This window comes from Paraburkholderia metrosideri (assembly GCF_904848625.1).
Taxonomy (GTDB): Bacteria; Pseudomonadota; Gammaproteobacteria; order Burkholderiales; family Burkholderiaceae; genus Paraburkholderia; species Paraburkholderia metrosideri.
On the sequence record NZ_CAJHCP010000009.1, the window covers coordinates 64,897 to 84,106 of the forward strand.

Here is a 19,210-nt window from a genome sequence, read left to right on the forward strand (position 1 = left end):
GCCCGTCCCGCGCCCGTTCGCGGGTCAATTCCTGCTCTGCTGTCGACAAGCTTACTTTGCGGTTGGGGAATCAAACGGGTAACGACGCGCTGGGGATATGCCGGTTTATCCGTTGGGCCTGTTTGTAGACCGCGTGCATCAGCAGAGTCGTATTGCGGGACGGCGGAGAGAACTTCGAATAGACGAAGGTTGATACGAGTTCGAGTTCCTCGACGAGCGGCCGGATGATAAAGCCCTGACCTTCGGCGGCGAATTCGTCGACGATCGCCAGGCCCAGGCCGCCTTTGACCAGCGCCAGCGCCTGGTCCGCCCGCGTGACATCCACCACCGATTGCAGTTCGACATTGGCCTGCTGGCAAGCGCGCGCGATCATCGTGCCGAACGGAATGTCACGCCGGAACAGGATCATCGGCTCGCCGATCAACTGGGCCAGCGCAACGGGGCCTGGCGTCGCGAGACGGTGGTCGGGCGGCACGACGCAGACCATCCTGCCGCGCATGAACGGCACGACGTCGAGGTGCTCATGTTCGATCGGCATCGACGTGATGGCCACATCGACCGCCTTGCTCAGCACTTCGAGCGGCATGTCGGCCATCAACGTGGTGTGCCAGTCGACGCTTAAGCCGGGCAACTGCCGTTTCAACTCGACAATCGCGGGCGCGACGATCGACGTCGCCAGCGACGGGCTGCACGACACCCGCAACAGACTCGCCGGCCCCAGCGCCAGCGCGCGGGCAAACTCATCCACACTCAGCGCCGCCTGATACACCTGCTCGACCTCCCTGAATAACGCCTGCGCTTCCGCTGTGGGGATCAGACGACCCTTCGTGCGTTCAAACAGGCGCAGACCCAGCGTGGTCTCAGTATGCGAAACGAGCTTGCTGACAGCGGGCTGCGATACGTACAGCATCTTCGCCGCCGCATTGATCGACCCGGTCAGCATGACCGCGCGAAATACTTCCATCTGCCTGAGCTTGAACCGCATGCATCCTCCAGAACGCGTTATCCGGAGATATTAACCAAAAGTTATAGGGTAGCTGAAACTCGGCATACGACAAGCTGACTGCAACTATCTAGTATCTGCTCAACGGAAGCCCGGCTTCCCTATTGCGTACCCGCCCAGCACACACGGCTTCAGGCCACCGACAAGAGGGCACAAGCCGGCTCGCGGGACGCGCTAAAAGCAGACAGGAAGGAGACACGATGAATCACGCAACCCAGTCCGGCGTCGCTTCACTCGACGTTGCGGCAACCGCACGGCGAACCCGCGCCCGGTTCGGCATCCTCGCGTTGCTGGCGGTCGGCACGATGATCAACTATCTGGATCGCAGCGTCGCCGGCATTGCGGCGCCGAGCATGAGCCACGAACTCGGCCTCAACCCGGCGCTGATGGGCGTGATCTTTTCCGCGTTTTCATGGACCTACACCGCGTCGCAGATTCCCGGCGGCGTGATGCTCGACCGGGTGGGCACCCGCTGGACCTATTTCTTCGCGCTGACACTCTGGTCGCTCTTCACGGGATTGCAGGGACTGGCGACCGGCTTCGTTTCGCTGCTGATCATGCGTCTCCTGATCGGCATCGCCGAAGCCCCGTGTTTTCCGACCAACAGCCGGGTCGTGGCGATCTGGTTTCCACAGAGCGAGCGCGCCCGCGCAACCGGCATCTATACCTTCGCGGAATACGTCGGCCTCGCCTTTCTGAGCCCGCTGCTGTTCTGGCTCGAACAGCGCTATGGATGGCGCACGCTGTTCGGCATAGTCGGTACCGTCGGCGTCGTGTTCGGCGCGATCTGGCTGCTGCGTTTTCATGAGCCGCATCAATCGAAAAGTGCGAATCGCGCGGAACTCGATTACATCGCGAAAGGCGGTGGCGTAGTCGACGGAAGCCAGAAGGCGACGCACTTCCGCTGGTCCGATATCGGCGCACTGTTGAAGCAGCGCAGCATGTTCGGGATCTGTATCGGCCAGTTCGCCTGCAATTCGACCAACGTATTTTTCCTGACCTGGTTCCCGACTTATCTCGTGACCGAGCGCCATATGCCGTGGTTGAGGGTCGGGCTGATCGCCGTGCTGCCGTTTATCGCCGCCTCGATCGGCACGCTCGCGGGCGGCTGGATTTCCGACGCGATGCTGCGCCGGGGCGTGTCGCTGAACTGGTCACGCAAGCTGCCGGTCATCGCGGGCCTGCTCGCTGCGTCGAGCATCGTTCTCGCCAACTATGTCGAGTCCACGGCAACGGTGATTGCGATTCTGTGCATTGCCTACTTCGCCCAGGGGATGTCGGCGCTTGCATGGATGATCGTTTCCGATATTGCGCCAAAAGGTTTGCTGGGCTTGAGCGGCGGTCTTTTCAATCTGTTCGCCAATGCCGCGGGAATCGTCACGCCGCTGGTGATCGGATTGATCGTCAACGCGACGGGCTCGTTCGTCTATGCATTGGCCTTTATTTCAGCCGTCACACTGGTCGGTGCACTCTCATACATTTTCGTAGTCGGCGATATCAAGCGCATCGAACTGCGGAACAACATCATTTAAAGGAAGAGGCTGGATATGACTCGTTCTCACGAAGGGAAGGTCGCAATTGTCACGGGCGCCGCGCGCGGCATCGGTCTGGGCATTGCTAAAAAACTGAAGGCGGACGGCGCGCGCGTGGTGGTGTGGGATCTGAATGTGAGCGAGTGCAATGCGCAGCAGTTGGGCTTCGAGCCCGACCATGTGCAGCAGGTCGATGTGGCCTCGATCGAATCGGTTGAACAGGCTTTTGCGGCCACCGTCGACCAGATGCGGCACGTCGATATTCTCGTCAACAATGCCGGGATCAATGGGCCGGTGTCGCCGTGCTGGGAGTATCCGGTGGATGCGTGGCAACGTGTGATCGCTGTCGATCTGAACAGTGTGTTTTACTGCTGCCGCGTCGCGATTCCGCATATGCGTGCGCGTGGCGGTGGACGGATCGTCAACGTTGCGTCGATCGCGGGCAAGGAAGGCGTGCAGTTCATCTCCGGGTACTCGGCGGCGAAAGCGGGCGTGATCGCGTTCACGAAAGCGGCGGCGAAGGAGCTCGCCAAAGACAACGTGCTGATCAACTGCGTGGCACCGGCAATGGTCGAAACGGAATTGTTCAGCGAGATGTCCGACGCGCACATCGAAGCGAGCAAGGCAAAAATTCCGATGGGCCGCTTCCTTCAGATCGAAGAAGTGGGAGCGATGGTGAGCTGGATCGCGAGTCCGGAATGCAGCTTTACCAGCGGCTTCACATTCGACCTGACCGGGGGGAGGGCCACATATTGAACGCGCCGACCGTAGCACCGAAGCTGGCGGTCGCGCATCTCACGGCGTTGGAACTGGCCCCGCGCGCGTTGGTGCGGCAAGCGGCTCGCGCAGGGTTCGATGCGGTAGGGCTAAGGCTGAGCCCGACTGCCGTTGGCGCGATTGCGTATCCGTCGCTGGTGGGTAGCGGCGCGCATATCGCGTTGCGGCGTGTTCTGGCGGACGAGGGCGTCACCGTGCATGACGTCGAGTTTATTCCGATCCTGCCTGAGATCGACGTCGCCTCTTATGCGCCGATGTTCGACGCAGCCGCCGATCTGGGCGCGCGCTGCGTGACGGTTTCCGGCGACGACCCCGACGCCGCGCGGCTCGCCGCCAATCTTGCGGCGTTGTGTGAACTGGCCGGGCGATCCGGTTTGCGCGTCGACCTGGAATTCATGCGCTGGCGTCATGTCGGCACGCTGAACCAGGCTCGATCGCTCGTCGAGCGTGTGGGCAGTTCGAATCTCGCCATTCTCGTCGACGCATTGCATCTGGCGCGCTCGGGCGGCAGTCCGGCCGATGTCCAGGCGCTGCCTGACGGCATGGTGCATGCCGTACAGCTTTGCGATGCGTCGCGGGACGACCCGGTCGGAGACGAGGCAACGATTCTCGAAGCCCGCACCGGACGTTTGCCGCCCGGCCAGGGCGCGTTGCCTCTGCGCGAGCTACTGGACGTGCTGCCCGCCGGAACCACGCTCGCTGTGGAAATGCCATTGCCGTCACTACCCGCCGACGAGCGGCTCGAACTTGCCTACCGAAGCACGCGCGATATGCTTCAGTCTGCGCGCCGTTGCCATGAATTGTCTGGAGCATCTCGTCAATGACCCTCTTCGACGAAAACAAGATCGACTGTCACAACCATATCTTCGACCCCGCGCGCTTCCCGTATCGCGACGACACGGCGTATCGTCCGTCGATGCAGGAGATCGGCACCGCGGCGCAATTCGCTCGCGTGATGGATGCGTGCGGCGTACAACATGCGTTGCTGGTCGGACCGACGAGTGGTTACCGGACCGATAACCGCTGCATGCTCGACGCGATTGAACGAGGCCGCAATCGCTTCAAAGGCATCGCGGTCGTGGACAACGACGTGAGCCGCAACGAACTGATCGGGATGAAGCGCGCCGGCGTCGTGGGTGTCGCTTTCAATCCGGCGATGGAAGGCGTCGACGTGATGAGCGACGCCGGCTTGCTCTTCGACACGCTCGCCGACCTCGATATGTTCGCGCAGATCCAGGTCACGGGCGACCAGTTGGTCGCGCTTGAACCGCTGATCGCGCGGACGGCGACACGCGTGCTGATCGACCATTGCGGCCGCCCTGACGTCGCCGCGGGGATGAACCAGCCAGGCTTTCAGACGTTGCTTCATCTTGCCGATGCGGGGCGCACGGTCGTCAAGCTCTCGGGGCTGCAAAAGATTTCGCAACTCGATTATCCGTACGAGGATGCGCAGCCGTTTGCGTTGCAGCTTCTGCGCACTTTTGGGCCGGATCGTTGTGTGTGGGGTTCTGACTGGCCTTTCCTGCGCTCACCGGTACGGATGGACTATGCGCCGTTGCTCACACTCATCCAGCGGCTGATTCCCGACTCGGACGCGCGGCGGCGTGTTTTATGGGACACGCCTCGCAGCCTGTTCGGTTTTTAGGCGGGATGTGTTGCAGGTGTGATCGAACACCTGTGTCTCGCGACGAAAGAGTCTGACGCGGACGGAGTAGCTTTATGCATCGCCGACGCCTCCTGCTGTAGTTTCGGTACTCAAGTAGTTTGCAGGCTTCTTACCCGTCGCGTGGCGATAGTGCGCCAGAGTCCCATTTGCCGTTGAGCAACGCCTGATGAAGCATCTCGACTGTTAGCGGTTCTCTTTTCAAAGAGTGCTTTCTTCTCATCATGTATTTGGAGAAGAAGTGATACAGGAGGCCTTCTCCCTCCATCAAAAAGTACCGATGGAAGTCGTAATCTCCTCTATCTATGCAGAAAAATTCAAAGAACCGTTGCATGAAATGATCGGCGTCGTCGCCGTGCTGGCCTAGATCGTCTTCAACGGACATGCCCGGCGCGATCGCTTCTTTTGGCGATAGGCGAGCCTCGTGTCTAATGAACGACGCCAGACTTTCCCATGATCGATTTTCCATCAAAACACTCTGTCTTCAGGCGTGACGCTTAGATTGTATTTCCTGACCGTATGGTACGTGATGTGGCAAACGTCACTTGCCAACAATACCCACCAACGCCCGGTATGGTTCTGCCGACAAAAACGCTCAATCGGTGTGTCAGAATCCACCTGAATCGTTTGATGCTATTCAGTGTAATGTTGGCAACACTTTGTTGTTGAGTTCGTACCTGATCAATGACCTGGACATGGCGGAGGCGACGGATGTGCCTTTTGTAGCTCCCGCTGGTTTGGCTCTGGTGGGTAGAAACGGAAGACCAGACAAAATTAATATGACCGCCTCGACGTCATCAATCCCGAGCTGATCGCATGTTTCACCTACTGCGATGAATAAGAATAGTTCTGAGGGTGTGAGGTGTCTATGACGCCCTTAGTTGTACGCGTTGCCCATTCGATTTGCGCTCCTCCCATGTATCGGTGAAGTTGATCTTCGGCATGTTCGACGGGACGCCAATGATCTTTATATTTGCGACAGATCATGAAGGCATTTGGATTCGGAATTTTCAGATTTAGGTGCTTAAGCCGGAAAGTTGACGATGGTCGCTCCACTGCTAAAATCGACTAATCAAAAGAAAACGCAAGGACCGGGATGACTTTCGAAGAATGGGCGGTCGACAATTTCGACCCGACCCAGTCCGCCTATATGGCGGCAAAAGCGGCGTGGGAAGCGCGGGGAAAACTACCACAGGAACGACCCGCGCAGCAGCCCGAGTCAATCCGCAGTGCGTGTCACGTGCGGCCAGATCGGCCACCACCGTTATCGCTGCCGGATGACTTGGAGCGCGATAAATCGTAGCCGGTAGGGGCGTCGTGAATCGACGTCTCAAAACATGCGAACGATAAATATTAGATCGATATAAACATATCGAAATAGAATAATTCACACACTCGCGGTTCGTCGCTACGCTTGCCTATAAATCGCAAGCGAGGACTTATGACCGCATCTGTTCCAACGTCTTTTTCAGCGCGGCGACGCGCACTCGGTCTCATAGCCGCTGCGCCGGTTGCTGCGGCATTCGGTGCAATGCAAAGCCGCGAGGTCGATGCAGCAGATCTCACGTCGATCACGTTAGTACTGGGTGATCAGGCAGGCGGTACGCGAGCACTTGCTGAAGCGGCGAAAGTACTCGACGGCACGCCTTACGCCTACCGCTGGGCTAATTTTCAGGGTGCCGCGCCGCTATTCGAAGCGCAGCGCGCCGGGGCGGTCGATCTTGCACCGGCAGGCGATCTGCCCGTGCTCGCGGCCGCCGTCGGCGACCCTACGCTGAAAATTGTCGCCACGCGCGTCGGCTCGGGTTCGCAACTCGGCATTCTCGTACCGTCGACCTCGCCGATCCGCAGCGTCGCGGATCTTAAGGGCCGCACGGTGTTCGTGTCGTCCGCGCGCGGCAGCATTTCCCAATTCCAGCTTTACGGTGCACTGGCCGAAGCCGGTCTCACGAAAGACGATGTATCGGTCCGTTTCATTCTTCCAGTCGATGCGTTTGCCGCCTTTGCGTCAGGGGCGATCGATGTCTGGGCGACTTTCGATCCGTATTACGGCATCGCCGTTCAACGAGGCGCGCGGATTCTGCGCGACGGCACGGGCATTAATAGCGGGCTCGGCTTTATCACGGCGTCGGGTTCAGCTGTTGCCGATGCTCGCAAACGGATTGCAATCGCCGACGTTCTGCTGCGATTGCAGCGAGCGGGCGATTGGGCAGTGGCCAACCCGGATGCCTATGCACAGGTTTATGCGTCGCTGACCCGTTCGCCCCTCGCGGCGGCTAATCAGATCACGAGACGCTCCGCGCTGAAGCAGCACTTCGTCCTGGACGCCGATATCACCTCGTTGCAGAAAGTTGCCGACAGCGCGTTTCACGACGCCATTCTGCCGCACCGTATCGACGTCCGCGCCATCAGCGACACACACATTTCCGGCGCGTAAGCGCGCTTATACGGAAGCACCGACATGTCCTCACATTCGCAAACACTCGACCTATCCGCGCTGGACGAAGCGGGCGAGCCGACGCGTCGCGATCTCCGCAAACCGGTCGTCGCAACGCTCGCCGCCATCGCCTGGTTCGGTAGCGCAGCCATCACGCAATGGTGGCCCGATCTCGACGATTGGCCCTACACCCGGACGTTGTTGATTCTCAAGCTTGCGTTTGCCACGCTCTCGGCGCTGATTGCACTGCGCGGCTGGCGTGCAATTGCATCGGCGCAAAGCAGTGAGCCACGCGTGAATCGCTGGCTTGCCGTGGCACCGTGGTTGCTCGCGCTCGCCCTGGCTATCAGCGGATGGGAAATCGTCACGGCCAAGCTCGAATGGCTGCCGCGGCCGTTCTTCGCACCGCCACAAGCGCTGATTGCCGTCTACTTCGACGATTTCCCGCGTCTGTCGTCGAGCGTGTTCCATTCGCTCGGTCTGCTTGCGTACGGCTATGTGCTTGGCGCGCTGACCGGCTTCGTGATCGGCGTGAGTATCGGCTGGTCCCGCGCGGTTGGCTACTGGTTGCATCCTATCCTGCGCCTGGTGGGACCGTTGCCTCCTACCGCATGGCTGCCGCTCGCGTTCTTTTTCTTTCCGTCGAGTTTCAGCGCGAGCGTATTCCTGATCGCACTCGCTACGGCGTTTCCGGTTGCGGTGCTGACATGGTCGGGTATTGCCGCGGTCAATTCGGCTTACTACGACGTCGCGCGGACGCTCGGCGCACGGCCGTCGTTTCTCATTCTGAAGGTGGCGATTCCCGCCGCGTTGCCGTCGGTTTTCGTCGGTCTGTTCATGGGCCTCGGCGCATCGTTCTCGGTGCTGATCGTCGCTGAAATGATGGGCGTGAAAGCGGGACTTGGCTGGTATCTGCAATGGGCACAAGGCTGGGCCGCCTATTCGAACATGTATGCCGCACTGTTCGTGATGGCGTTGATGTGCTCGGGTCTCATTTCGCTTCTATTCCGGTTTCGCGACCGCCTGCTCGCCTGGCAAAAAGGGATGCTCAAATGGTAGCCACGTCTTCATTCGCCGCAGCGTCGCAAGCGACGCCGATTTCGCACGCATCTAGCGTGGGCGCCCGGATCGATGTGCGTCATGTCAGCCATCGCTTCGCGATCAAAGGCGAAGCACTGCCCGTACTCGATGACGTCAGCCTTTCGGTCGAACCCGGTGAATTCGTCGCGCTGCTCGGCCCGAGCGGATGCGGCAAGTCGACGTTGCTGCGGCTGGTCGCCGGGCTCGATAAGCCTGCGCTCGGCAGTCTGCACGCGAATGGCACGCCGATCGACGGTCCCGATCCGTCGCGCGTCGTGGTGTTTCAGGACCCGACGCTGTTTCCGTGGCGCACCGTGCGCGACAACGTGGGACTTGGCCCGGAAGCGCAACGTAACAGCCGTGCGGCGCGCCGAAGCGCTGCCGCGCGCGATGTCGGTGCACGGATCGATGCGGCGCTCGAACTCGTCGGCCTGTCGACCTTCGCGGATGTTTTTCCGCACCAACTCTCGGGCGGTATGGCGCAGCGTGCGGCGTTGGCGCGAGCGCTCGTCAACGATCCGCAACTGCTGGTGCTCGACGAACCGTTCGGCAAGCTCGATTCGCTCACGCGTATCCGCATGCAGGGTGAACTTGTGCGTCTATGGCAGGCCGCCCGCTTCTCGGTACTACTCGTCACACATGACGTCGAAGAAGCGCTGTATCTCGCGAATCGCGTGATCGTATTGAGCGAACGTCCCGCGCGAATCGTTGCGGAAATACGTAACGACGCACCGTATCCGCGACATCGCGACGATCCCAAACTGGTCGCGCTGCGGCGAGAAGTGCTGGCGCAACTTGGACTGGAAGTCTGAGCCGCCTGTTGCCGATTGACATACCAGCCATTTCAACCTGAACCCGTAAGCAACGATATGACTATCACTGACGATACCGCGCCTGAAAGCCTCGCACGCCGCGCGTGGCTGCGCAAGACTGGCTGGGCGGCGGGCGCAGCCGCGCTCGGCGGCGCTTCCTTAGGCCTGACCAGTCTTCGCGCTGGCGCTCAAAGCAACCTCAAGCCGTTAAAGCTGTCGTGGAACGCCAATGCGATCTGCACGGCGCCGGTGCCGGTTGCGCTCAAGCAGGGCTTCTTTCAGAAGCACGGCCTGCAGGTCGAACTGGTCAACTTCGCGGGTTCGACCGACCAGCTGCTCGAAGCAATTGCGACCGGCAAATCGGACGCCGGCGTCGGCATGGCGCTGCGCTGGATCAAACCTCTGGAACAGGGCTTCGACGTCAAGCTGACGGCGGGCATTCACGGCGGCTGTATGCGGCTCCTCGCGACCCGAGCGTCGGGGATTGTCGACCTGCAAGGCTTGAAGGGCCGCACGGTCGGTGTGAGCGACATGGCAAGTCCGGCGAAGAACTTCTTCGCCATCACGCTGAAGAAGATCGGTATCGATCCCGATAATGACGTGCGGTGGCGCCAGTATCCGGCGACACTGCTTGGCGAAGCATTGAAGAAAGGCGAAGTGCAGGCTATTGCGGACGGCGACCCCACGATCTGGACGCTGCGCGAATCGGATCATTTGCTGGAAGTGTCGAACAACCTGTGTGGCGAGTATCAGAACCGCGTCTGCTGCGTGCTGGGCGTGCGCGGCTCGCTGATTCGCAAGGACCGCGCGACTGCACAAGGCCTGACGCAGGCGTTACTGGAAGCGACCGAGTGGACCGCCAACCATCCGGCCGATGCCGCCGCCATTTTCTCGGCCTATGCGCCGGGCGCGGATGTCGGACAGTTGACTGCGATGCTGAAGAGTCACACCGATCATGATCATCCCGTGGGCAACGCGTTCAGAAAAGAGATTGCGCTCTATGCCGATGATCTGAAGTCGGTCGGTGTGATCAATGCGGATACGAACTCGGATCGATTCGCGACGCGCGTGTTCTCGGACGTGTTGGCGTAGCGGACCATGATGCGAGGAGGCGGTGCCGGTTCTTCCCGCCTACGGCAGCCGCCTGCGCCCGATGTGATTTACCGGGCGCAGGTGCCTGCAGGTGCCCATGCGTGTCAGGCGGGAATGCGCTGCCGTTGATCCCGCAAAGCGTTCTCATCAACATCGCCGGCATCGCCAGCGTGCGCGTCGGCCACCGCCGCCCGCACCAGCGGCAACAGATCGCGGCCGTACGCAAGCGCATCTTCCAGAGGATCGAAGCCGCGAATCAGGAACGTCGAAATGCCGAGTTTGTGATATTCGAGCAACGCGTCCGTCACCTGTTGTGGCGTGCCGACGAGCGACGTCGAGTTGCCGGCGGCGCGTGTCAACGCGGTGATGCCGGTCCACAGTCGCCGGTCGACGACGCTACCCTTGTCGGCCTCGGCCAGCAGACGTTGCGCGCCGACGTTCTGCGGATCTTTAGGACGGCGCGTGAAATTGGGCGACGCGGACACGACGTCCTTCGCACGTTGCAGAATCGATTCGGCGCGTGCCCACGCAGCGTCTTCTGTCGACGCGATAATCGGGCGCAGCGACAGGCTGAAGCGGATCTGGTCTGCACGACCGTGATTCGCAGCCGATGCGCGAACTTTTGCAATGGTCTCTTCGACTGCTGCAAGCGATTCGCCCCAAAGCGCAAAGACGTCGGCGTGTTTGCCGGCCACTTCAATCGCCGCCTCCGACGAGCCGCCAAAGTACACTGGCAGATGCGGCTTTTGAAGCGGACGGATCTGCGATTTGTGGCCCTTTACACGGTAGAACTCGCCTTGATGATCGAACGGCGTATCGCTGGTCCATGAGCGTTTGACGACGTCGAGATATTCGTCGGTACGTCGATAACGTTCGGCATGGTTCAGAAAGTCGCCATCGCGCTGTTGCTCCGCATCGTCGCCGCCGGAGATGATATGCACCGCGGCACGTCCTGCGCTGAAATGATCGAGCGTGGCCAGTTGGCGTGCGGCGAGTGTCGGCGCGACGAAGCCGGGGCGATGGGCCAGCAGGATACCGAGTCGCCTGGTCTGCTGCGCGACGAACGACGCGATCTGAAAACCGTCGGGTGATGCGCTTGAATGAGCGATCAACACGCGGTCGAAGCCACCGTATTCATGCGCCTGGGCGACAGCCGCGATATACGGCGGATTAACCGCGGGCCCCTGCGGCAAATGAATTTCGCTTGATTCCTGATGACTGACGTATCCGATGAATTCAACGCTCATTGCGTTTGCTCCTCTGTCGATGATAGGGCGGCTTGCCGCGCAGCGAACGCGGCACGTCCAAGATTGCCGAGCACGGTGTCGTTTTGTGGTGTGTGAATGCGTGCGCACAGCACATCGCGGTAGTGACGCTCAAGTGGGTTACTGCGACTCAGGCCCGGATTGCTGCTGGCTTCGAGCGCGAGTTCGACTGCATCGATGGCGTTCCTGCTCACGAGATACTTGATGACTGGCGCCTCGTTCACTGCAACCTGGCCTGCCGCACCCGAGTCGAGCAACACGCGATTGTTGAAGAGAAGCGCGTCGATACGCCCGGTGGTTTGCTGAAAGGAGTCAAGACTCGATAGCGGAGCATTCAGCCCGGACGGAACACGTTGCGCGGCCCATTGCACGAACCAGTCTCGCGCGGCGCGCGCGACACCGTCGTAGATGGCGGGAAGCAGCACGCTCATCCACTGCGCTGTCACCGGGTCCATGCCGTTCGACGGAGCCGGTGCCTGGAGGTCGACCGCGTGATCAAGCGGGACGCGCACATTGTCGAAAATCACTTCATGGCTGCCGGTCGCGCGCATGCCGAGATGATTCCAGGGTTCGCCAAAGCGAATGCCGGGTGTGTCGCGATGGACCAGCCATGTGCCCACGCGTGGCTCGGCTTCGTCGGTGCGTCCCCATACGGCGAACCATGTGAGTCCGGGGCTGCCCGTCGAATACAGCTTGCGTCCGTTCAGACTCCAGTGATCGTCGACGCGCGTGCCGACTGTGGCGGGTAAGCCGCCACGTGACGGCGACCCGAGTTCCGGCTCGACGCGAAGCGAATTGATCAGCGCGCCACGCTCTACCGCATCACGCGCAATCTGCTGTTTCAATGAGACCGGCCAGTTCGGATTGGCCTGCAGGCGCAGATGATAAAGACACTGCATCACGAGGATCAACGCCGTGGAAGGCTCACCACGCGCTACCGCCCGGATCACCTTCAAAGTCTGCGCGAGCGTGGCTTCGTGGCCGCCGAGCGCGCGAGGCACAGTGAGCGACAGCAATCCCGCGCGTCGCAGACGTGCGAGGTTTTCGTGGGGAAAATGCGGGCCTTCGTCGAGCGCGGCTGCGCCGCTGGCAAACTCCGCGGTCAACGACGACAGCCAGCGCTCGGCTTGCGCACTGTCCAGGTCGGCGAGTGCGGAGAGGGCATCGGCGTCACGTTCGGCGTCGCGTTCAATGTCGCTCAGGGCGGTGTCGGGATGTCGGCTGGTCATACTGGATTGATGTCCGGTGCGGGGCCGGAGCCCCTTGGTGTTTCAAGGTGCGGCGAGCGGGAACTGTTTGTCGAAGCTTGGCGTGATATTGAGCGGGGTTTTGATCACGTCCGCGCGGTGATACAGATCCGCGGTTTTTTGCTGTTCGGCGATCAGGCTGTCGTCGATGGCGACCGGATGCAGTTGCGCACGCTGATAGACGACCTTCAGCACATCGGGTGGCAGGCCCGTCACGCGTGATTGAATCGCCGCGACTTCATCGGGATGCGATAGCGCCCAGCGCTGCCCGGCAGCGACGCGTTTCAGAAAGTCGGCGATCTCGGCGCGTTTGCTTTTGATGGAGTCGTCGGTGGCAGCCTGGAAGCTCAAGCCAGAAGACAGATTGACGCCGTTCGCGATGCTCCGGTCATGATCGCGCTGTTCGGCGAGTGCCACGTAGGGGTCCCATGTCGACCACGCATCGACATTGCCGGACGCAAGCGCGGCCTTGGCGTCAGCCGGCTGCATGAAGCGCAACGATACATCGGACTGTTTGATGTTCGCGCGTTCGAGTGTCGCGATGGCCAGGTAGTGGCCAATCGAACCACGTGTTGTCGCGATGCGTTTGCCCTTCAGGTCCGCCACGGTTTTGATCGGCGAGTTGTCCGGAACGATGATCGCCAGATCCACCGGTTGCGAGCGGGTCGCCGCCACTGCGCGCACTTTCGCCCCAGCCGCATAAGCGAAGATCAACGGCGCATCGCCGAGACCGCCGACGTCGATCGCGCCTGCATTCAATGCTTCGCCGAGAGGTTGCGCGGCAGGGAAATTGAACCACTCGATCTTGTACGGGACGTCCTTCAGTTGTCCGGACGCTTCAAGAACGCCGCGAGTCTGAAGTTGCTGATCGCCGACTTTCAAAGCCGTTTCGGCCGACGCAACAAAAGGAGCCGTCGACAAAGCGACAAGCAGCAAACCGGCAAGTGATCGACGCATGAATAGACTCGCTGTAGCAGTACATTGAAAATGACAAACACACGATACGCACGGGGCTTTTATTACGCAAACGCATTGTTCTGCTTTACTAATATGCGAGAACGAAATGCGCAGACAGACTTGAGCGCGCAGGTTGAAGACGCTAAGCTCAGGGGCATCGAATTCAGCCAATCAATCTGGCAACCTCTCCAGAAGCGGAAAAAATCAATGAAACTCGATGAGATCGAGGCATTTGTCGCAGTCGTGCACAGTGAATCCCTGAGTCAGGCGGCTGAATCGCTGGCGCTGACACAGCCAGCCGTTACCCGACGCATACAGAATTTCGAAGAAGCACTCGGCGTTGAACTGCTGGACCGGAATACCAAGCCATTGAAAACCACGGCAATGGGACGCGCGGTTTACGAGCAGTGTCGCGCGATCATTCGCGAAGTCGACATGCTTCGCCATCTCGTCGCGGACGATGCGCCGCTCGCCGGAGTACTCAGGCTCGGCGTTGCGCAGACCGTTGCAGATGTCGCGATGCTGCCCGCGCTGCATGCGCTGAGAGGCGCGCATCCCGAGCTTCAGCCGAGGGTATCGACAGGATGGGGTAACCCGTTGTTGCAAAAGGTCGAAGACGGCCAACTGGATGCCGCCATCGTGTTACTACCCGCGAATCGTTCGCTGCCGGACACGCTGGTCGGTGAATCACTCGGCTCGCTCAAACTCGCGGTTGTCGCGCGTAAAGGTAGTATGAAAAAGCGCGCTCATTGGCTCGCGGAATGTCAGCCGTTGGGTTGGGTGCTCAACCCGGACGGCTGCGGTTTCCGGGCGGGACTTCAGCATGCGCTGGCGGCGCAGGGCTATCCGTTGAAGCTGAATGTGGAGACGCTCGGCATGGAGTTGCAGTTAGGTCTCGTCGCGGATGGCGTGGGCCTCGGGCTTGTTCCTATGCCGTTACTGAACAACAGTGCGCACGCATCGCAACTCGATGTCGTTCCGGTAAGCGACTTCAAGCCTGAAATCGGGGTATGGCTGGTGCACTCGCGCGCGCCCGGAAAAATGCAGTCGGCGCTTGCGGTGCTCGCGCAGAGCATCGAAGAAAGTTTCAAAGCCGCGCGGCCCGCACGCGCCGCATAAGCCGGCGGCGCGTAGCGTGCCAACGGTCAGCGCCTGCCGGCGCACGAACCGTGGGCATTGCCGTTCAGATCACGAAGAAGCCATGCGTGCCGTCGCGTTCGAGTTGTGCGACGAGCCCGTACTCCCATTCCAGATAGGCGTTCATGGCCTCGCGGGCACTGTCGGTGCCTTCATAAGGGCGACGGTAGCGGTCGATACGAGGCGAAGCCAAACTGGCATCGCCTGCCTCGACAGGCAGTCCTGCGCGAATCCATGCCGACGTTCCGCCTTCGAGCAAATGCACGGGCTTGCCGGTCAATGCGGCGACCTCTGGCGCGGCGAACGGCGCAAGGGCATTGGTTGCACACGTCACGACATAACGCTTCGCGTCCGGCAAGTTGCGCAGGTCGTCGAATTCGCTGGTCAGGCGCGAGCGCAGTGTCCAGTTCGCGCCGGGAATGTGCCCTTTGACATGATTCGCACTCGACGTGAAATCGAGCACGACGGTGTGGCTAGTCGCGTCCGCGAGCAGCGCTGCGAGTTCGTGCGGAGCCAGCGAAGGCGTGGTCGATGCTGGCGGCTTCGGCGCTTGCCATGTGCCTGTTTCGGTCAACTGGCCGGGCGTTGAGTCGTCGATCACGTAGACATCGATATTCATCTGCGCGAGCCACGACGCAGTCATGTTGGCTCGCACGCCGTCGTCGTCGAACAGCACGACGCGGGCACCACGCACGGGTGCGAACATCTCCGTTTCCTGCACGAGCTGGCCGCCGGGCGCGCCCTGGAAGCCGGGCGCGTGCGCGCTCTCATACTCAGCGGGAGTTCGAACGTCGAAGCGATAGGTTGTGCGTGATGTGTCGGCGGCCCACGTGGCGGCTTCGTCGAGTGATGTTCTGCCGACTCCGGCGCGATTGGCCAGCGCATGAGCGGCGCGTCGGGACTCGTCGAGTGTGGCGGACTCGCGCCCCGTTTGCGGATCGAAGGTCCGTGCGCTGCCGTGTTGCAATGTTTGCCCAGCCAGCGTCCAGCCAATCGTGCCGTTACGCAGCGCGGCGACGGGATTGGGCAAGCCTGCGTTGACCAGCGACTGTGCGCCGATGATGCTGCGCGTGCGCCCCGCACAATTGACGATCACACGCGTGTTCGGGTCCGGCGCGAGCGCACGGGCACGCAGCACCAGTTCGGCACCCGGAACGCTGATACTTCCGGGGATGTTCATCGTCTGATATTCGTCGAAGCGGCGCGCGTCGAGTACGACGACATCTTCGTCGCTCTTCAACAGCGCTTCTACGGTTTCCGCCGCCAACGACGGCGTGTGTCGCTGCGCCTCGACGAATTCGCCGAATGCCTTGCTGGGCACGTTGACGTCGCGGAACACTTCGCCACCGGCATCGATCCAGCCTTGCAGGCCGCCTGAGAGCAACGCTACATCGGTATAGCCGAGTGCCGAAAGCCGTTCGGCGGCGCGTTGCGCGAATCCTTCACCTGCGTCGAGCAACACGATGGGAACGTCGCGGCGCGGCAAGCGCGTATAGGCTTCAAGTTCGATTTTCGACAGCGAGAAGTTCGCCGCGAACAGCGGATGGGATTGTGCGTGCGGATCTTCCTCGCGCACGTCGAGCAAGGCGATTTCGCGTTTGGCGAGTAACGCGTCGTGAACGTCTTTGTAGGTGCGCACGGGATATGACTTCATGAAAGGCGGCTTTCCTTGCTGAGATCCCACAGATTCGGGATGGTGTCGTTCGAATACCCTGAAATGAAAGGCTTGGGGCGTGCATCGGGCGGATACGTCGAGCGATGCACGGCACCAATGTTCGCGCCATACACGTGAATGCTGATCGACACCCGGTCGTCATAAGCATTGCGCACGCGATGAATGTCGCCGATGACCGGCGACACGGCTTCGACTGCGCCGCGTTCGAGTCGCACTTCGTTACCGGACTGCCGCAATGTGCCGTCGTGATTGCGCGCGAACGGTGCCGCAAGCTCTGCGCCGCGAAGTACGCCGATCAAACCCCACACCGTGTGGTCGTGAATCGGCGTTTGCTGGCCCGGTCCCCAGACGAAGCTGACGACCGAGAAGCGCTGGCGGGCGTCGGCGTAAAGCAGGAACTGCTGGTAGCGGTCCAACGAAGGTTGCGCATAGGCATCGGGCAGCCAGTCATCGACGCTGATCAACTCGCGCAGCGCGGCAGAGCCACGTTCGATCAGCACCGCTTCGTTGCTCTCGGTGTCGACCAGATCGGCTATCGCGCTGACAAAGTGACGGAGTTTGTGAAGAGCCATCAGTCGAGTAACTCCGGCTCGGCCTCGAGCAGGCCTTCATAGAGGCTTTCGAACGCATGCTGGGCACCGCCCGGCCGTCCAACCTGCGCGTGCGTCAACGCGGCCATCTCGTGAGGAATCGGTTGCGGTTGGCCGGCGGCTTGCGCGAGCAATTGCGTATGACACGCATTGTCGAGGGCGATGTACCACCACGCAGCCGCCTCGACGCTCGGCCCTGCCGTCAGAATGCCGTGGTTCTTCAGGATGATCGCTTTGTGGCTGCCGAGGGCGTCGGCAATGCGCGCACCTTCGTCGGTATCCAGAACCACGCCTCTGAAGTCGTCGAAGAGCGCGTGATCTTCGTAGAACGAGCACGCATCCTGAGTGAGCGGATCCAGCTTGCGGCCCAGCGTCGACCATGCCTTGCCGTACAGCGAATGCGTGTGCGCCGCCGCGACGACATCGGGACGCGCTTCGTGAATCGCTGCGTGGATCGCAAACGCCGCCTGATTGACCGGACCGTTTCCGACCACGATTTCGCCGTGACTATTGACGAGAAGAAGATCGGACACGCGAATGCGCCCGAAGTCGCGGCCCAGCGGATTGACCCAGAAATGATCGGTCCATTCGGGATCGCGCGCGGTGATATGGCCGGCGAGGCCACGCGCGAAACCATAGCGCGAGAACAGGCGGAATGCCCCCGCCAGTCGCTCCTGGCGATGACGACGTTCCTCGGCCACGGTTCGTTCGGGTGCATTTTCGTCGAACCAGAATTTGCGGACCGGTGTGTCGTGAAACGACGGCGTGGAAGCGCGGGCGAGTAGGGTGCTCATGGTCGGTATTCTCCCGTTCCTAGGCGGCGCGGCGCGCACGCGACGTGAGTTCGCGCGTGGCGGGGATCAACTCCTTGCCATAGTCGATAGCATCTTCGAGTGGATCGAAGCCGCGGACCAGGAAGGTCGTGACGCCGAGTTCGTAATATTCGGCGAGCGTTTGTGCGACCTGCTCTGGCGTGCCCACCAGTGCGGTCGAATTCGATCGGCCGCCAATTTCCTTGGCGATCGCCGTCCACAGACGATCGTCGGCACGGACTCCGTCGCCCGCAGCGGCCAGCAGGCGGCGTGCGCCTTCGCTTTGCTGCGGACCGCCGCGCGAAAAGCCCTGCTCGACCCGCAGACGGCGGGTTTCTTCCAGAATATGCTCGGCGCGCTCCCATGCGGCCTTTTCGGTCGCAGCGAGAATCGGTCGAAACGACACCGAGAAGCGCACGCTTCTGCCATGCTTCGCGGCCTCGGCGCGCACCCGCGTGATCTGCTCGAGCACCTGCTGTTTCGATTCGCCCCACAGCGCATAGACGTCGGCATGCTTGCCGGCGACTTCCAGCGCGGGCGCCGATGCGCCACCGAAATAGATCGGGACGTGCGGCGTCTGCTTCGGCTTGACCTCTGAGAATGCCCGCTCGAAGCGATAGAAACGACCGTCGAAGTCGAACGGTTGGTCCTCTGTCCACACTCTGCGAAGGATCTGCAGGTATTCGTCGGTGCGGGCGTAGCGCTCATCGTGATTGAGGTAATCGCCATCGCGACGTTGCTCGTCGTCACTGCCGCCAGAAATGAAATGGACAGCGAGGCGGCCGCCGGAAAAATGATCGAGCGTGGCGATCTGGCGCGCGGCGAGTGTCGGCGAAACGAAACCCGGGCGATGGGCCAGCATGAAGTGCACGCGCGACGTGACGCTGGCCGCATAGGCGATCGTCAGCGTGGCGTCCGGGCCGGTCGAACTATGGGGGACCAGAATGCGGTTGAAGCCCGCTTGTTCGTGTGCCTGAGCGAACGCGCGTACGTAGTCGACGTCGATTGCCGGACCATCTGGACGGTGCGTTTCGGATACTTTGTGCTGCTGGATCATACCGATGAATTCGACGCTCACGTTGGCTCCTTTGCTTTCGGTTCCGTCAGGCGGGACGGTGTTGGGGCAGGGCA

The 19,210-nt window shown here is 61.2% G+C and carries 18 protein-coding genes and 1 pseudogene; 9 read left to right on the top strand and 10 right to left on the bottom strand.

What is annotated here, in order from left to right; translation table 11 throughout:
* Positions 1-70: 70 nt before the first annotated feature.
* A complete protein-coding gene (locus LMG28727_RS20795; protein ID WP_201644197.1) occupies positions 71-985 on the bottom strand; it encodes a LysR family transcriptional regulator in 915 nt (304 codons plus the stop codon).
* A 218-nt stretch (positions 986-1,203) separates the two neighbouring features.
* On the opposite strand from LMG28727_RS20795, the gene LMG28727_RS20800 reads away from it, so the two are divergent.
* Genes LMG28727_RS20800 through LMG28727_RS20815 form a run of 4 tightly spaced genes read left to right on the top strand, consistent with a single transcriptional unit; the run spans position 1,204 to position 4,957 of the window.
* The gene (locus LMG28727_RS20800; RefSeq protein WP_201644198.1) at positions 1,204-2,535 is read left to right on the top strand and encodes an MFS transporter; all 1,332 of its coding nucleotides are present in this window, start codon (positions 1,204-1,206) and stop codon (positions 2,533-2,535) included.
* Between the two features lie 15 nt (positions 2,536-2,550).
* On the top strand, positions 2,551-3,291 hold the full coding sequence (locus tag LMG28727_RS20805) for an SDR family NAD(P)-dependent oxidoreductase (protein ID WP_201644199.1): 741 nt from the start codon (positions 2,551-2,553) through the stop codon (positions 3,289-3,291).
* Complete coding sequence (locus tag LMG28727_RS20810; protein ID WP_201644200.1) at positions 3,288-4,136, top strand: sugar phosphate isomerase/epimerase family protein; 849 nt, start codon at positions 3,288-3,290, stop codon at positions 4,134-4,136. The genes LMG28727_RS20805 and LMG28727_RS20810 overlap by 4 nt, the downstream gene beginning before the upstream one ends.
* On the top strand, positions 4,133-4,957 hold the full coding sequence (locus LMG28727_RS20815; protein WP_201644201.1) for an amidohydrolase family protein: 825 nt from the start codon (positions 4,133-4,135) through the stop codon (positions 4,955-4,957). Before LMG28727_RS20810 ends, LMG28727_RS20815 begins: the two co-directional genes overlap by 4 nt.
* 130 nt (positions 4,958-5,087) lie before the next feature.
* Here the strand turns inward: LMG28727_RS20815 and LMG28727_RS20820 are convergent, their stop codons facing one another.
* Together LMG28727_RS20820 and LMG28727_RS34800 are read right to left on the bottom strand one after the other, a co-directional pair.
* On the bottom strand, positions 5,088-5,444 hold the full coding sequence (locus LMG28727_RS20820) for a DUF1493 family protein (RefSeq protein ID WP_201644202.1): 357 nt from the start codon (positions 5,442-5,444) through the stop codon (positions 5,088-5,090).
* Positions 5,444-5,810: pseudogene (locus tag LMG28727_RS34800) on the bottom strand (STM2901 family protein). The gene LMG28727_RS20820 and the pseudogene LMG28727_RS34800 overlap by 1 nt, the downstream one beginning before the upstream one ends.
* A gap of 606 nt (positions 5,811-6,416) precedes the next feature.
* Here LMG28727_RS34800 and LMG28727_RS20825 point away from each other — a divergent pair.
* From LMG28727_RS20825 to LMG28727_RS20840, 4 genes are read left to right on the top strand one after another with little or no spacing between them, the layout of a single operon-like run.
* Positions 6,417-7,412: an ABC transporter substrate-binding protein gene (locus LMG28727_RS20825; protein ID WP_201644203.1), complete on the top strand. Its 996-nt coding sequence runs from the start codon at positions 6,417-6,419 to the stop codon at positions 7,410-7,412.
* Positions 7,413-7,436: 24 nt separating this feature from the next.
* Entirely contained in the window at positions 7,437-8,471 is a 1,035-nt protein-coding gene (locus tag LMG28727_RS20830; protein WP_201644204.1) for an ABC transporter permease, read from the top strand.
* Complete coding sequence (locus LMG28727_RS20835; protein WP_236592152.1) at positions 8,465-9,304, top strand: ABC transporter ATP-binding protein; 840 nt, start codon at positions 8,465-8,467, stop codon at positions 9,302-9,304. Before LMG28727_RS20830 ends, LMG28727_RS20835 begins: the two co-directional genes overlap by 7 nt.
* A 57-nt stretch (positions 9,305-9,361) precedes the next feature.
* Positions 9,362-10,396 (top strand): ABC transporter substrate-binding protein, encoded by a 1,035-nt coding sequence (locus LMG28727_RS20840; RefSeq protein WP_201644205.1) that lies wholly within the window; start codon positions 9,362-9,364, stop codon positions 10,394-10,396.
* 104 nt (positions 10,397-10,500) lie between these two features.
* On the opposite strand, the gene LMG28727_RS20845 is transcribed toward LMG28727_RS20840, so the two are convergent.
* Genes LMG28727_RS20845 through LMG28727_RS20855 form a run of 3 tightly spaced genes read right to left on the bottom strand, consistent with a single transcriptional unit; the run spans position 10,501 to position 13,865 of the window.
* Positions 10,501-11,643, bottom strand: coding sequence for an LLM class flavin-dependent oxidoreductase (locus LMG28727_RS20845; RefSeq protein WP_236592154.1), 1,143 nt, complete (start codon positions 11,641-11,643; stop codon positions 10,501-10,503).
* Positions 11,640-12,890, bottom strand: a complete 1,251-nt coding sequence (locus tag LMG28727_RS20850) for an acyl-CoA dehydrogenase family protein (protein WP_201644206.1) — start codon at positions 12,888-12,890, stop codon at positions 11,640-11,642. Before LMG28727_RS20850 ends, LMG28727_RS20845 begins: the two co-directional genes overlap by 4 nt.
* Positions 12,891-12,932: 42 nt before the next feature.
* The gene (locus LMG28727_RS20855) at positions 12,933-13,865 is read right to left on the bottom strand and encodes an ABC transporter substrate-binding protein (protein WP_201644207.1); all 933 of its coding nucleotides are present in this window, start codon (positions 13,863-13,865) and stop codon (positions 12,933-12,935) included.
* A gap of 207 nt (positions 13,866-14,072) precedes the next feature.
* On the opposite strand from LMG28727_RS20855, the gene LMG28727_RS20860 reads away from it, so the two are divergent.
* Positions 14,073-14,984 (top strand): LysR family transcriptional regulator, encoded by a 912-nt coding sequence (locus tag LMG28727_RS20860; protein WP_201644208.1) that lies wholly within the window; start codon positions 14,073-14,075, stop codon positions 14,982-14,984.
* 64 nt (positions 14,985-15,048) lie between these two features.
* Here the strand turns inward: LMG28727_RS20860 and LMG28727_RS20865 are convergent, their stop codons facing one another.
* From LMG28727_RS20865 to LMG28727_RS20880, 4 genes are read right to left on the bottom strand one after another with little or no spacing between them, the layout of a single operon-like run.
* A complete protein-coding gene (locus LMG28727_RS20865; RefSeq protein ID WP_201644209.1) occupies positions 15,049-16,656 on the bottom strand; it encodes a rhodanese-related sulfurtransferase in 1,608 nt (535 codons plus the stop codon).
* A complete protein-coding gene (locus tag LMG28727_RS20870; RefSeq protein WP_201644210.1) occupies positions 16,653-17,249 on the bottom strand; it encodes a cysteine dioxygenase family protein in 597 nt (198 codons plus the stop codon). Before LMG28727_RS20870 ends, LMG28727_RS20865 begins: the two co-directional genes overlap by 4 nt.
* A complete protein-coding gene (locus tag LMG28727_RS20875) occupies positions 17,249-18,061 on the bottom strand; it encodes a class II aldolase/adducin family protein (protein ID WP_201644211.1) in 813 nt (270 codons plus the stop codon). The genes LMG28727_RS20870 and LMG28727_RS20875 overlap by 1 nt, the downstream gene beginning before the upstream one ends.
* A gap of 19 nt (positions 18,062-18,080) precedes the next feature.
* Positions 18,081-19,157 carry an LLM class flavin-dependent oxidoreductase gene (locus LMG28727_RS20880; protein WP_201644212.1) on the bottom strand — a complete coding sequence of 359 codons (1,077 nt, stop codon included), beginning with the start codon at positions 19,155-19,157 and terminating at the stop codon, positions 18,081-18,083.
* Positions 19,158-19,210 lie beyond the last annotated feature (53 nt).

Coding starts and splice junctions, on each gene's coding strand:
- LMG28727_RS20795 (WP_201644197.1), bottom strand. CDS start 985: ATGCGGTTCAAGCTCAGGCAGATGGAAGTATTTCGCGCGGTCATGCTG.
- LMG28727_RS20800 (WP_201644198.1), top strand. CDS start 1,204: ATGAATCACGCAACCCAGTCCGGCGTCGCTTCACTCGACGTTGCGGCA.
- LMG28727_RS20805 (WP_201644199.1), top strand. CDS start 2,551: ATGACTCGTTCTCACGAAGGGAAGGTCGCAATTGTCACGGGCGCCGCG.
- LMG28727_RS20815 (WP_201644201.1), top strand. CDS start 4,133: ATGACCCTCTTCGACGAAAACAAGATCGACTGTCACAACCATATCTTC.
- LMG28727_RS20820 (WP_201644202.1), bottom strand. CDS start 5,444: ATGGAAAATCGATCATGGGAAAGTCTGGCGTCGTTCATTAGACACGAG.
- LMG28727_RS20825 (WP_201644203.1), top strand. CDS start 6,417: ATGACCGCATCTGTTCCAACGTCTTTTTCAGCGCGGCGACGCGCACTC.
- LMG28727_RS20830 (WP_201644204.1), top strand. CDS start 7,437: ATGTCCTCACATTCGCAAACACTCGACCTATCCGCGCTGGACGAAGCG.
- LMG28727_RS20835 (WP_236592152.1), top strand. CDS start 8,465: ATGGTAGCCACGTCTTCATTCGCCGCAGCGTCGCAAGCGACGCCGATT.
- LMG28727_RS20840 (WP_201644205.1), top strand. CDS start 9,362: ATGACTATCACTGACGATACCGCGCCTGAAAGCCTCGCACGCCGCGCG.
- LMG28727_RS20845 (WP_236592154.1), bottom strand. CDS start 11,643: ATGAGCGTTGAATTCATCGGATACGTCAGTCATCAGGAATCAAGCGAA.
- LMG28727_RS20850 (WP_201644206.1), bottom strand. CDS start 12,890: ATGACCAGCCGACATCCCGACACCGCCCTGAGCGACATTGAACGCGAC.
- LMG28727_RS20855 (WP_201644207.1), bottom strand. CDS start 13,865: ATGCGTCGATCACTTGCCGGTTTGCTGCTTGTCGCTTTGTCGACGGCT.
- LMG28727_RS20860 (WP_201644208.1), top strand. CDS start 14,073: ATGAAACTCGATGAGATCGAGGCATTTGTCGCAGTCGTGCACAGTGAA.
- LMG28727_RS20865 (WP_201644209.1), bottom strand. CDS start 16,656: ATGAAGTCATATCCCGTGCGCACCTACAAAGACGTTCACGACGCGTTA.
- LMG28727_RS20870 (WP_201644210.1), bottom strand. CDS start 17,249: ATGGCTCTTCACAAACTCCGTCACTTTGTCAGCGCGATAGCCGATCTG.
- LMG28727_RS20875 (WP_201644211.1), bottom strand. CDS start 18,061: ATGAGCACCCTACTCGCCCGCGCTTCCACGCCGTCGTTTCACGACACA.